Source organism: Spongiactinospora rosea (assembly GCF_003315795.1).
In the GTDB taxonomy this organism is placed as follows: Bacteria; Actinomycetota; Actinomycetes; order Streptosporangiales; family Streptosporangiaceae; genus Spongiactinospora; species Spongiactinospora rosea.
Genome location: NZ_QMEY01000027.1, coordinates 19,783 through 33,026, shown reverse-complemented (window position 1 = coordinate 33,026; position 13,244 = coordinate 19,783). Strand labels below are relative to the sequence as shown.

At 74.3% G+C, this 13,244-nt stretch carries 9 protein-coding genes; 5 read left to right on the top strand and 4 right to left on the bottom strand.

Going from position 1 to position 13,244, the window contains the following annotated elements:
* The first annotated feature begins 54 nt into the window (after nt 1-54).
* The 4 genes from DP939_RS37750 (at nt 55) to DP939_RS37735 (ending at nt 5,876) form a co-directional block, all read left to right on the top strand.
* The gene (locus DP939_RS37750; RefSeq protein WP_113985638.1) at nt 55-930 is read left to right on the top strand and encodes a MerR family transcriptional regulator; all 876 of its coding nucleotides are present in this window, start codon (nt 55-57) and stop codon (nt 928-930) included.
* Between the two features lie 89 nt (nt 931-1,019).
* Nucleotides 1,020-2,195, top strand: a complete 1,176-nt coding sequence (locus DP939_RS37745; RefSeq protein WP_158578926.1) for a cytochrome P450 — start codon at nt 1,020-1,022, stop codon at nt 2,193-2,195.
* A 40-nt stretch (nt 2,196-2,235) separates the two neighbouring features.
* On the top strand, nt 2,236-4,845 hold the full coding sequence (locus DP939_RS37740; protein WP_113985636.1) for a LuxR C-terminal-related transcriptional regulator: 2,610 nt from the start codon (nt 2,236-2,238) through the stop codon (nt 4,843-4,845).
* A 77-nt stretch (nt 4,846-4,922) separates the two neighbouring features.
* The gene (locus tag DP939_RS37735; protein WP_113985635.1) at nt 4,923-5,876 is read left to right on the top strand and encodes a PDR/VanB family oxidoreductase; all 954 of its coding nucleotides are present in this window, start codon (nt 4,923-4,925) and stop codon (nt 5,874-5,876) included.
* On the opposite strand, the gene DP939_RS37730 is transcribed toward DP939_RS37735, so the two are convergent.
* Both DP939_RS37730 and DP939_RS37725 read right to left on the bottom strand, forming a co-directional pair.
* Entirely contained in the window at nt 5,873-8,104 is a 2,232-nt protein-coding gene (locus tag DP939_RS37730; protein WP_113985634.1) for a YhgE/Pip domain-containing protein, read from the bottom strand. The genes DP939_RS37735 and DP939_RS37730 overlap by 4 nt on opposite strands.
* Complete coding sequence (locus DP939_RS37725; protein ID WP_113985633.1) at nt 8,104-10,773, bottom strand: MMPL family transporter; 2,670 nt, start codon at nt 10,771-10,773, stop codon at nt 8,104-8,106. The genes DP939_RS37730 and DP939_RS37725 overlap by 1 nt, the downstream gene beginning before the upstream one ends.
* Before the next feature lie 65 nt (nt 10,774-10,838).
* Between DP939_RS37725 and DP939_RS37720 the strand changes: the two genes are divergently transcribed.
* A complete protein-coding gene (locus tag DP939_RS37720) occupies nt 10,839-11,525 on the top strand; it encodes a TetR/AcrR family transcriptional regulator (protein ID WP_199565675.1) in 687 nt (228 codons plus the stop codon).
* Here the strand turns inward: DP939_RS37720 and DP939_RS37715 are convergent.
* Both DP939_RS37715 and DP939_RS37710 read right to left on the bottom strand, forming a co-directional pair.
* Nucleotides 11,501-12,292: a nitrilase-related carbon-nitrogen hydrolase gene (locus tag DP939_RS37715; RefSeq protein WP_113985632.1), complete on the bottom strand. Its 792-nt coding sequence runs from the start codon at nt 12,290-12,292 to the stop codon at nt 11,501-11,503. The two genes, DP939_RS37720 and DP939_RS37715, sit on opposite strands and share 25 nt — an antisense overlap.
* Entirely contained in the window at nt 12,289-13,215 is a 927-nt protein-coding gene (locus DP939_RS37710; protein ID WP_113985631.1) for a BKACE family enzyme, read from the bottom strand. Before DP939_RS37710 ends, DP939_RS37715 begins: the two co-directional genes overlap by 4 nt.
* Nucleotides 13,216-13,244 lie beyond the last annotated feature (29 nt).

Genomic DNA, 13,244 nt, shown 5'->3' with positions numbered 1-13,244 from the left:
CAACGCTCTTGTAGGTTTGTCGAGAGTGACATCGGCTTCCGTAGGATCGGCGGCATGACCGGGCGCAGCATCGGAGACGTGGCCGCTGAGGTGGGCGTCAGCCCCCAGACGCTGCGAGTGTGGGAGAAACAGCGGTTACTGGTGCCCGACCGCACCGCCGGAGGCCAGCGCCGCTACCGCCCCGAACACGTCGAACTGGCCCGCAGGATCGCCGACCTGCGGCAGAGCCATGGCTGGAACCCGGCGGCCATCCGCACCACCCTGGAGGCGGCCGCCGGCTCCGGCGACGGTCCGGCCGGCCCGCCGCCGAGCGGGCACCGGCTGCGCCGGGCCCGGCTCGCCCGTGGCCTGTCCCTGGACGAGCTGGCCGAGCGGACCAGCTTCTCGGCGTCCCACCTGTCGTCCATCGAGCGCGGCGTCGATCGGGCCTCCACCCGGCTGATCGCCGAGGTCGCCGACGCCCTCGGGATACCGATGAGCGGGCTGGCCGCGTTCCGGGCCGCCGACGCCACCGTGGTACGCGAGCACGAGCGGGCCACCATCGTGCTGGAGGGCAACGTCCAGTGGGAGGAGCTGGTCCTGCCCGGACGCGACCTCGAACCGGCGCTGCTTACCATCCCCCCGCACGCGACCAGCGGCGGGGCCTACGCCCGCCCCGGGGAGACCTTCGCGTACGTCATGTCGGGAAAAATCAGCTTCCGGATCGGCGGCAGCAAGAACGACCACGACACCGAGGGCAGGCTCGTCGAGGTCGAGGCGGGCGACGCCATCTCGCTGCCGTCCCGCACGCTCTACTCCTGGCACAACCCGGCCGCCGAGCCCGCCCGCGCGCTCTGGATCGAACTGCTCTCGCCGCGGTCCTGGGGCGACCCGATGACCAGGCGCATCGTCCAGGCCGCCTCCGGCCTGACCCCACCCGAAAACGACTGACCCGCAATCACCCGTTTCGGGCGATGCGCACATCCGCTCCGGCCGTGCAGGCTCCCGCCAGGGGTGTCCCTGCGACGGAGGAGACGCGGATGACCTGGATCGATGACATCACGCTGGACGAGCTGGAGGCGGACCCGTACCCGATCTGGGCCCGGCTGCGGCGGGAGGCGCCGGTGGCGTACGTCCCGGCCGTCGGCGGCTGGTTCGTCACCCGGCGCGACGACGTCCTCGCCACCCGCCGGATGCGGCAGATCGGGGTGGCGACCGCGCTGCCCCGCATGGAACGCACCCTGGGCATGCCGAACGTGCTGATGGTGGACGGCCCGGCGCACACCGACCTGCGCGCGGCCATCGATCCGCTGCTGCTGCCGAAGGCGGTGCCGGCGTACGCCGAGGACCTGATCCGGCCGATCGCCGCGTCCGCCGTCGGCGCCCTGCCGGACTCCGGCGAGGTCGAGCTGATGGAGACGTTCGAGCTGGTGAGCTGCCTGGCGGTGGCACGGCTGGTCGGCCTGGACGTGGACGGGCCGACCCTGCGCCGCTGGTTTCAGAGCCTGGCCGGTGGCATCGCCAACGTCGCCATGCTCCCCGGCCCGTTCGGCGAGTCCGACCGGGCGATACAGGAGATGCGGGCGGCGGTCGATCCGCTGCTGGACCGGCTGGAGCACGAGCCGGACGACGGGATGCTCGCGCACATGCTGTACGCCGGGCGTCCGCCGGGCGACCCGCGCCCCCGGGCGCACATCCACTCCTCCATCCTGGTGGTGATCGCCGGGGGCGCGCAGGAGCCCGGCCACCTGGCCGGGACCACCGTCCACGGCCTGCTCGGGCGGCCCGAGCAGATGCGGCGGGTACTGGCCGACCCGGGCCTGATCCCGCGCGCGATGGACGAGGCGCTGCGCTGGGAGGCGATGCTGCCGATCGTCGATCGCCAGGCCACCGCCGACCTCGTGCTCGGCGGCCGGGAGATCGCCGAGGGCGACCTGATCGAGGTCTGCGTCGGCTCGGCGAACCGGGACGAGGCACACGTCGAGCACCCCGACGTCTTCGACCTCGACCGGGACGCCCCTGCGCACGTCTCGTTCGGCATCGGCGCGCACGTCTGCGCCGGACGCAACTTCGGCCGCGAGGTCGCCCGGATCACCCTGGACGAGCTGACCGCCCGATATGCCGGGCTGGACCCGGTGGAGCACAAGCCCGTGCGGGTGCGCGGCTTCACCATGCGGGCCCCGAAGGAGCTGTACGTGAGCGTCACCGCACGCTGAGGACCTGCGGAAACCTCCGGTGGAAGCTACCATCGCGGGCATGTCGCCGGACACCCGGCTCCTGATGCTGAGCAAGATCGGTCCACCGCTGAGCCCGAGCCCGGTGGTCGCCCGGCCACGGCTGTTCCACGAGCTGGACGACGCCGTCGGCGGCCCGGTGTGCACCGTCGTCGCGCCCGCGGGCTGGGGCAAGACGGTACTGCTCGGTTCCTGGCTGGAACGCCGGGCGGCGGACCGCCCGATCGGGTGGCTGTCGGTCGGGCCGGAGGAGAACGACGCCGCGCCGTTCTGGAACTACCTGCTCGCCGCGCTGCGGGCGGCGGTGGACGAGGACACCTGCCCGCCGCTGTTCTCCCTGTCCGCGCCGGGCGGGCGCGGGGCCGACGGCCGGGTGTTCGTCGCGCTGCTGGTCAACGCGCTGAGCACGCTGCCCGTTCCGGTGGTGCTGGTACTGGACGACGTTCACGAACTGCGCGCGCCCGACGTACTGGACCAGCTCGGGTTCCTCCTGCGGCATGCTCCGGCGCAGCTCCGGGTGGTGCTGGCCGGGCGTTTCGTGCCGGAGGCGGCGCTGGCCGGGGTACGGGGCACCGGGCGGTTCCGGGAGATCGGCGCGGCGGCGCTGGCGTTCACCACCGGGGAGGCGGGCGAACTGCTCGCCGGGGCCGGGCTGGACCTGGACGCGGACCGGATCTCCACGCTGAACGAGCACGCGGAGGGCTGGGCGGCCGGGCTCCGGATGGCCGCGCTGTCCGCGCGGGCGGCCCCGGACCCCGGCGAGCAGGTGGCCCGGTTCGGGCCCGACGCGCCTTTCGTCGCCGACTACCTGCTGTCGGAGGTGCTGCTGCGGCAGCCCGCCGAGGTACAGGACCTGCTGCGGCGGATCTCGGTGTGCCGGACGGTCAACGCCGGCCTGGCCGCCCATCTGACCGGCGAGGACGACGCCGGGCGGCTGCTCGCCGACCTGCACCGGCGCAACCTGTTCATCACCGCGGTGACCCCGGACCGGGCGTGGTTCCGGTTGCATCCGATCTTCGCCGGGTTCCTCCGGGGGCGGCTGGAACGCTCCGACCCGGGCGAGGCGCGGCGGCTGCACCGGGCCGCCGGTGACTGGCTGGGCAGGCACGGACACCACCGGGACGCGTTCTGGCACGCCGCCGAAGCGGGTGACCGGGACCGGGCCGCGCACTGGTTCGACCGGCTCTGGCTGCCGCTCTACCTGGGCGGTGATCATTCGACGCTGGCCGGGATGGTGGCCCGCTTCCCTGACGACGACGGGCGGTCCGGTACCGACCGGCGGGCCGTACGCGCGCTGCTCCACCTGGCCACCGGCGACCTGGCCAACGCCGTACGCTGCCTGCCCGCCGAGGTATCAGAGCCCTCGGTGCCGCTGGAGCTGGTCCGATTGCACCGGGCCCGGCTGGCCGGGGACGTACGGGCCGCCCGGGACGCCGCCGCCGCGCTGCTCGCCGCGCCGGACCCGCCGGTCGAGCTACAGGCCCTGGTTTTCCTGCACCTGGGCGCGGCCGAACTGTGGGCGGAGAACCGCCCCGCCGCCCGGCGGCGGCTGGAAGAGGCGCTGGCGCTGGCCCGGGGCAGCGGGCGGCAGTACATCATGCTGGGCTGCCTGAGTCAGCTCGCGGCGGTGGCCGGCGGGCAGGACCGCCCGTCCGAGGCGGCGAACATCGCCCGCAGCGGCCTGGATCTGGCCGAGCGCCGCGGCTGGACGCACACCGCGGAGGCGGCGATGGCCTGGCACGTCCTGGGCTGGAGCCACTACCTGTGGGGCGATCTCGACGCCGCCGACCGGTACCTGGACCGCGCCGAGGACGCCGCCCGCCGTGGCGGCGCGGCCGAGCAGGCCACGATCCGCTGCGACCAGGCGCTGGTCCAGGCCGCCCGGGGCGACGTCGGCGGCGCGCTGGCCGCGCTGCACGAGGCCAGGGACGTCCCGGCCGGGGCCCGCAGCCCGGCCACCTTCGCCACCCTGATCGACTCGGAGCTGGTCCGGCTGCGCTGCGCCGGCGGGCGGCCGGACGCGGCGGCCCGCCTACTGGCCGAGACGGTGGCTGCCGACGACCCGTGGCCGCTGCCGTTGCTGCTGGCCAAGGCCGAAGTACGGCTCGCCCAGGCCGACCCGCTCGGCGCGCTGGACACCCTGCGGCCCGCGCTGAGCGGCGCGGCGGACGGCTTCCTGGAGGAGCGCATTCAGGCGTACCTGCTGGCCGCGCTGGCCAACGCCCGGCTGGGCCGGTCGGCGACGGCGGACACCCTGCTCGGGCAGGCGGTACGGCTGGGCCGCCGGGAACGTTTCGTGCAGCCCTTCATCCGGGTGCCGGTCGCGGCTCTGCTGGCGGCCCACCAGGAGCCTGACGCGGATCTGGACGAATACCTGGAAACGGTACGCGCGGCCACCCGGCTCGGCACCGAACCGGTCGCCGCCCGGCCAGGCCCGAGGCCGGAGCTGTCGGCCCGGGAGGTGGAGGTGCTGCGCCTGCTGCCCGGCGTGCTGACCGTCCCGGAGATCGCCGCCGAGCTGTACATCTCGGTGAACACCGTCAAGGCACACCTCAAGAGCATCTACCGCAAACTCGGCGCACCCAACCGGCGGACGGCGGTCAGGACCGCGCAGTCGGCAGGACTGCTCTGAACCACCCGTTTCAGGCGATGACCGGGTGATTCACCGCTCCGCACACTGGGCTGGTCCCCCAGCCGAGAGGAGCGCAGATGCCGCCCCCCGCCCTGCCGATCAGGACCCTTGTGGTCTCCGCCGCGGCCCCCATCGCCGACGACGTCATGGCCGTCGAACTGTCCGACCCGGCGGGCCGGGACCTGCCCGTCTGGACGCCGGGCGCGCACATCGACCTGCGCACCCCCGGCGGGCACCTGCGGCAGTACTCGCTGTGCGGCGACCCCGGCGAGCGGTCCCGGTGGCGCGTCGCGGTGCTGCGGCAGCCCGCCGGACGCGGCGGCTCGGAGTCCATCCACCGGTCCCTGTCGGTGGGCGACCGGGTGCGGACCGGCGGCCCGCGCAACCGGTTCGCCCTGGTACCGGCCACCACCTACCACTTCATCGCGGGCGGCATCGGCATCACGCCGATCCTGCCGATGATCGCCGCCGTGGCCGCGAGCGGCGCGGACTGGCGGCTGCTGTACGGGGGCCGCCGCCGGGCCGGCATGGCGTTCCTGCCGGAGCTGAGCCGGTACGGCCCCCAGGTCACCATCGCGCCGCAGGACGAGACCGGCCTGCTGGACCTGCCCGGATTCCTCAGCCGCCCCCGGCCCGGCGCGGCGATCTACTGCTGCGGCCCGGAGCCACTGCTGGCCGCCGCACAGCGCGAGGCGCGGCACTGGCCGGAGGCTTCGTTCCACGTGGAACGTTTCCAGGCGACCGCCACCGACCCCGGCGAGGCGACGGGTTTCGACGTCGTGCTGCACCGGCAGGGCCGGAGCGTACGCGTCGAGCCGGGCCAGGCCATCATCGAGGCGCTGGAGGCGGCGGGCGTGACCGTGCCGTCGAGCTGCCGGGAGGGCATCTGCGGCACCTGCGAGACCGACGTCCTCGCGGGCGTACCGGACCACCGGGACACCCTCCTCAGCGACGCCGAGCGGGCGGCGAACACCTGCATGTTCGTCTGCGTCTCCCGCAGTCTGACCGAACGGCTCGTCCTCGATCTTTAGATCGGCTCCAGGTCGCGGGAGTCCAGCCGCAGGCGGCGGGGGCTGAGGGTGCGGCGGCGTTCGGTGGCGAAGATCGTCGCGGCCAGGCCCACCAGCAGCCACAGCACCAGGTGCGCCAGCCCGGCGGCGAGGCCGGTGTCCGCGCCGGTGACGACCGCGCGCAGCGCCGTCACCGCGCCGTGGGTGGGCAGCAGGGTTTGCAGGGCGGCGAGCGGGGCGGGGATCGACGACAGGGTGCCGGTGGCGAGGGTGAGCACGAGCACGGCCAGCGCGATCAGGTGGCCGGTACGTCCGAGCAGCGCCACCAGACCCTGGCCGAGCAGCGTGAAGCTGAGCGCGGCCGGCAGGGTGACGCCGAGGAGCGCCAGCGCCGCGCCGGGCCCGAGGTCCAGGAAGGGGGCCAGGCCCAGCGCCAGCAGCGCGCCGGTGACCAGGGCCACCGTCGCCCCCGGGAGGACGGCCTGCCCAGCCAGTCGCCAGGTGGACAGCCGCGAGGTCAGCGCGAACGGCGGTACCGCCCGGATCACCAGGTACGTCGCCAGCGCCCCCGCCCACAGCGCGAACACCAGGAAGAACGCCGCCGCGACCGGCCCGCCCAGCTCGTCGCCGGCGGCGGCGGGGGCCGCGACCGGCGTGGCGGCGACCTCGGAGAGGTGCCGGCGTTCGGTCTCGTCGTAGTCGGGGACCTGGTCCAGGCCGTCGGTGAGGCCCTTGGCGAGCGCGGTCGCGCCGTCCTCGGCCTGGCTCGCGCCGCCGTACAGCCGGGTCGCGCCGGTGGCCAGGCCCTTGGCGCCCTGCGCCGCCTGCGCCGCGCCGGTGGCGAGCCGCCGCGCCCCGGCGTCCAGGCGGGACGCGCCGGACGCCAGCGTCGTGGCCCCCTGGGAGAGCGCGGAAGCGCCGGTGGAGAGCTTGCGGGCTCCGGTACCGGCCTCCTTGATGCCGTCGCCGAGCCGCTTGGCGCCGGTCGCCGCCGTGGCGATGCCGCCGACGAGGGCCTTGGACTGGGTGGCGAGCTGCGCGGTGCCGTCCGCGACCTGCTCCGCGCCACCGGCCAGCTTCCCGAGGGACTGCTTGATCTCGGCCGCGCCGCTCCTGGCGCGCGCCTTCATGCCGTCGATGTCGCCCGCGATGGCGGACAGCCGGTCGGCCGCCTGGGAGAGCCCGGCGCAGAAGTCGTCGCCTTCGGTCTCGTCGCTCCGCCTGCACTGTTCGGCGAGGCGGTTGAGTTCGGCGCTGACGGAGTCGGCGGAGGGCAGGTCGTCGATGGCGTCGATGATCCGGTCGGCGATGGGGCCCGCGGTGTCGGAGAGCCGGCGGTTGCCGTTGGCGACCTGCCGAGCGCCGTCGGCGAGCTTGCGGGTGGCGGCGGGCAGCTTGCGGGTGTCGCGGGCGGCCTTGCCGAGGCCGCCCGCGAGCTTGGTGGCTCCGTCGGCCAGCCGTCCGGTGCCGTTGGCGAGCTGCCTGGCCCCGGTGGAGAGCTGCCCGGCGGCGGTGGCGAGTCGCGCGCTGCCGGTGGCGGCCTGGCCGGTGCCCTGGGCGAGCTGGGCGCTGCCGGTGGTCAGGTCACCCAGGCCGCCGGCGAGGCCGCGGGCCCCGGTGGCCAGCTTGCGGGTGCCGGTGGCGAGGTCGCCGGTACCGTCCGCGAGCCGGTCCGCGCCGTCGGCGGCCTCGCCCATCTGCTCGTGCAGGGTGGCGAAGCCGACGTACACGTTGTCCAGGTAGGTCCGGACGACCTGCGTGTTGAGCGCCTTGACGGCGGCGTCGGCCACGTCCCGGCCCGCGCGGGGGTCGGCGAGGCCCGCGCTGGGCGAGGTCTCGACCTGGAGGGTGGCCTGCGTGGCGTCCATCGGTTCTGCGGTCGCGTAGGAGGTGGCGCGGGCGGAGAAGGCGCGCGGCACGGTGACGACCGCCGCGTACTTCCCGTCCCGCAGCCCCTCGCGGGCGTCCTCCTCGTCGGTGAGGGTCCACTGGTACCGCTTGTCGTCGCCGTTGACCAGGTTGTCGGCGAGCTGGCGGCCCAGCGGGACGAGTTGTTCGCCGACCTTGACCGGTTCGTCCAGGTTGACCACGGCCGCCGCGGCGACGCCGTGGTTGGTCAGCGGGGACCAGAACGCCCAGGTGAGCAGCCCGGCGACGAGGACGGGCACGAGTACCAGGCCCAGCCACGTCCGCGGCCTGGACGTACCGGGGAACGCGCCCTGCAGGGCGCGGAGCAGCGAGGCGGGCATCAGCGGACTCCGGCGGAGGTGCGGTCGAGGGACAGGTCGGTGGTGTCCGGGGGCAGCAGGTCCCGGAGGAGGGCCGGATCGTGGCAGGAGGCGACGGCGGCGGCCGGGCCGAGCCCGGCGAGCAGGGCTTCGAGCGCGGCGCGCCGCTCCGGGCGTACGACGGCGTCGAGGTCTTCGAGCACGAGCAGCCGCGCGCCGTCCGCCAGCGCCGTCGCGGCCTCGGCGGCGGGGTCGCGGGAGGTGCGGCACGGGATCAGCGCGGCCACCCGGCGGGCGGCCCTGGCGTACTGGGGAACAAGGTGGCCGCCGACCTTGAGGTCGCCTTCGACCTTGGTCACCCGCCCGGCGAGCGTGTGCAGCAGGGCGGCGGCCCCGGGCCCGTGGACCAGCAGCGCCTGCCCGGCGGGCAGGTGGACCGCGACGCCGGAGAACACGGGCACGCCGCGGTCGTCGCGAACGGTCAGCCCCTCGGCGCTGACCACCTCGGGGGTGCCCGGCCAGGCGGCCAGCCGCAGTTCGTGCGTCAGCCCCTCCCCCTCGGCGTCGAAGACGGGCAGCCTGCGTTCCAGCCATCCGGGCAGCCACCACGCGCGGTGCCCGAGCAGCGCCAGTACGGCGGGCACGAGCGTCATGCGCACCACGAAGGCGTCCACGAACACGCCCACCGCCAGGCTGAACGCGATCGGCTTGATGGTCGCGCTGCCCTCCGGCACGAAAGCCGCGAACACCGCGAACATGATGACCGCCGCGGCCACCACCACCGTCGCCGCCGACACGAACCCCGACTCGATCGCCCGGTGCGGGTCGCGGTGGTGGACGTAGTCCTCCCGCATCCGCGACAGCAGGAACACCTCGTAGTCCATGGCCAGCCCGAACAGCACGCCCATCAGGATGATCGGCAGGAAGCTGATCACGCTCCCGGTGTGCCCCACGCCAAACGCCCCCGCCAGGTGCCCCTGCTGGAACACGAACGACGTGGCCCCGAACGCCGCCCCCACCGACAGCAGGTAGCCGAGCGCCGCCTTGACCGGCACTGCGATCGAGCGGAACACCATGGCCAGCAGCACCAGCGACAGCCCCACGACCACCAGCCCGAACGGCACCAGCGCCCCCGCGAGCCGGTCCGACACGTCGATGCCGATGGCGGTGAAGCCGGTCACGGCGGTGGTCACGCCGTAGTCCCGCTGGAAGTGCGGGGCCTGCTCCCGCAGCCGCTGCACCAGCGCCTCGGTCTCCGGCGAGTCGCCCGCGGAGTCCGGTACGACCTGGATGATGGAGGTGTCGCCCTTGCGGTTGGGGGTGGCGACGGGAACGGCGGCCACGCCGTCCAGCCGCTCGATCTCGGCGGCGATGTCCTTGGTGACGCCGACCGGGTCGGTGCTGTTCAGCACGTCCACCGAGACGATCAGCGGCGCGTTGTAGCCGGGGCCGAAGTGCTCGGCGATGATGTCGAAGGTGTCGCGGGCCGGGGTGCCCTCCTCCTCGGTGCCGCTGTTGGGCAGCGCGAGGCGCAGGTCGGCGGCGGGGATCGCGGAGAGGCCGAGCGCGGCCACGATGACGGCGATGGTGATGAGGGGGCGCCTGGTCGCCAGGCGTACCCAGCGGCGGCTCAGCGGCACCCGCGCCTTGCGGCCCGGACGGCGGCGGCCGGGCCTGGGACGCAGCCGCTCGCCGGTGAGGGCCAGCAGCGCGGGCGTGGCGGTGACGGCCACGGCCACCGCGACGCACACCGAGAACGCCGCCGCCACCCCCATCGTGGTGAGGAACGGGATGTTCGCCACGGCCAGCCCGAGCAGCGCGATCACCACCGTGAGCCCGGCGAAGACCACGGCCGACCCGGCGGTGGCGGTGGCGCGGGCGATCGACTCGGTGACCTCCAGGCCCTCGCGGAGCTGGTCGCGGTGGCGGGACAGGATGAACAGCGCGTAGTCGATGCCCACGGCCAGCCCGAGCATCACCGCGAGCATCGGCGCGGTGGAGGAGATCGGCGCGAACACCGTGGCCATGAAGATCAACGCCACCGCGACCCCGACCCCGAACACCGCCGTGGCCAGCGGCATCACCGCCGCCACCAGCGAGCGGAAGACGAGGAAGAGCGTCAGGAAGGCGATGACCAGGCCGAGTCCCTCGGTCGGGGTGAGGCCGGGGACGGGATTGGAGAAGGCGTCGCCGCCGGCGTACACCTTCGCGCCCGCGTCCTTCGCCAGCTCGGCGCCGATCTCCTCAAGGCGCTCCAGGGTCTCGGGCTCGGTCTCGGCCTGCGGGACGTCGAGCGGCAGCGCGATCATGGCCGCCCTGCCGTCCGGGGAGACGGCGTTCTTGACGTTCTCGTCGAACGGGCCGGTCACCACGGCGACCTGATCGACCCGTTCGAGGTCGCGGACGGCTTTGTCCACCGCGCGCCTGACGGTGGGGGTGTCGGCGCGGCCGCCTTCGGGCAGCACGATCACCAGGCGCGCGGACGTGCCGCTGACCTCGGGGAAGACGTGGCTCAGATGGTCCAGGGCGTCCTGGGACTCCGAGCCGGGGATCGTGAAGGCGTCGTCGGTGCCCTGTTGCAACAGGCCCATCGCGCCACCGGCCAGGGCGAGCACGAGCACCCAGGCTCCGAGCACGAACGAACGGGCGCGGGCGGCCTTACCACCGAGCCGGTACAAAAAGGACGACACGGACAGGGAGATTAGTTAGTTGCACAGTAATGTGCAACTTTCGCGAGAGTAGATAGGGTGCATCCGTGACCAAGGACGCCGCCGGAGGGCCGAAGGCCGGGCCTTCTGGGCCTGCTGGCCCGGCTGCCGCCGTGCCGCCGATGCGCAGCCATGCCCGCGCGAACCGGGCGCGGATCCTGGCCGTGGCGCGGCGCGAGCTGAGCGCCAACCCCGAGGCGACCATCGACGAGATCGCCCGCGCCGCGGGAGTGGTCCGCCGCACGCTGTACGCGCACTTCCCCGGCCGTCTCGCGCTGCTGGAGGCCATCGCGGACGAGGCCGCCGCCGCCATCCGCGCGGCCATCACGGCGGCGACCGTCCCCGGCGACTCCCCCGCGCAGGCGCTGGCCCGGCACACGATCGAACTGTGGCAGGTCGGCGACCGCTACCGGACCCTGCTGGCGCTGGGCTACAAGAGCCTGCGCGACGGCTGGTTCGAGGACCTGTCCGAACCGGCCATGCGCAACTGCGCCAAGATCCTCCGCCAGGGCCAGGCCGGACACGTCTTCGCCGACCACCTGCCGCCCGAAGTCCTCGCCGCCGGAGTCGGCGGGCTGCTGCTCGAACTCCTGCAAAGCGTCAACAAGGGCCTGTGGCAGGACACCGGCCCGGGCGCGGCCGTCGCCGTCCTGGTCGGAGTGGGCGTCGCCCTGCCCCGCGCCCGCGAGACGGTCGCCTCGATCAGTGGTCAAGCCCCTGCCAGCGGGCCGTAGAGTTCCGGGCGGCGGGTGGGCAGGTAGGCGAAGCCGGCGCGGGCGTGGGTGACGGCCTTGGTGTCGATGGTGGCGTAGACGAGGCCGGGGTCGGTGCCCGCGGCGGCGAGTTCGGTGCCGTCGGGGGCGATGACGCGGGTGCGGCCGACGTACGCGGTGGTGCGCTCGGTGCCGCAGCGGTTGACATAGGCGAGGTGGACCTGGTTCTCCCAGGCCCGGGTCCACATCATGTGCTCGTTGATCGCGCCGTACGGGTGCATGTTGCCGGTCGGGACCAGCACCGCGTGCGCCCCCGCGAGGGCCGCGAGCCGGACGGACTCGGGGAACTCCGCGTCGAAGCAGATCATGACGGCACACCGCACGCCGCGGTGGTCGAACACGGTCATGGGAGCGTCCCCGGCGCGGAACCGGCCGTCGATCTCGCCGTACAGGTGGGCCTTGACGTGGCTCGCCAGCGGCCGGCCCGCCTCGTCGACGACGACCGCCAGGTTGCCGACGCCGCCGCCCGGCAGGACGGCGGGCAGGCCCGCGACCAGCGAGATCCGGTGGGCCGCCGCGATGGCGGCGACCCGCTCGGTCAGCGGCAGGGCGGCGAGGTCGGCGAGGTCGCCGACGTCGTACCCGGTCACGAACATCTCCGGGGTGATCAGCAGCTCCGCGCCCGCCTGCGCCGCGGTGGCCGCGGCCGAGCCGAGTTCGGCCAGGTTGGCCTCGACGTCCCGGCCGTGGCCCGCGCTCTGCAGGCAGGCGATCCGCAACGAGCTCATGATCGGTGCGCCGCGGCGAGTTCGGCGCGAAGCTGCGCCGGGGTGGCGATCGGGCGCTCCAACTGGTCGGCGATCGTCACCGCCGCCGCGACCAGCTCGGCCGAGTCGGCGGCCTGGCGACGGCGGCGGATGCGCAGGTTGTCCTCGATGCCCACCCGGACGTCCATGCCGGAGGCGGCGGCGATGGCGGCGAGCCGCAGTTCGGCGGGGTAGCCGACACCGGCGACGCTGACGGCGGCGAGGTCGGGCCCGAGGATGCGGCCGGCGGCCTCGCGCAGCGCGAACAGGTCGTGCGGGCTGCTCCCGGCGCCGCCGAGCACGCCCAGGACGAACTGCACGCGCACCGGGGCGGCGAGCGTGCCCTCATCGATCAGGAAGCGGGCCATCGACAGGTGGCTCAGGTCGTACACCTCCAACTCCGGGGTCACCCCGAGCTCGCGGAACGTCGTGGCGAACCGGCGCATCATGGCGAGCGTGTTGGTGAAGACCACCGTACCCGACTGCTCCAAGACCCTGCGCTCCCAGTCGTGCCGCACCTCTGGCCAGCGGGAACGCGTCGGGAAGCCCTCGAAGTTCATGGTGCCGAGGTTGAGCGTCGCGATGTCCGGGGCGACCGCGACGACGCCCTCAAGGCGCTGGTCGGGCGTCATGTCCACGGACCCGCCCGTGGTGACGTTGATCACGACGTCGCACTGCTCGCGCACGCCGGTGACGATCTCCTTGAACATCGCGGCCGAGCCCGTGGGGCGGCCGTCGAGTTCCCGGGCGTGCAGGTGGACGGCGGTGGCCCCGGCGCGGGCGGCGGCCACGGCCGCCTCGGTGATCGCCTCCGGGCCGCACGGGACGGCGGGGCTCTGGCTGGGGAGTACGTCGCCTCCGGTGACGGCGGCGGTGATGGCGATGGGGTCGTACGGCGCGCGCATCGGGCGCTCCTTTCCTAACAAAGGGTGAT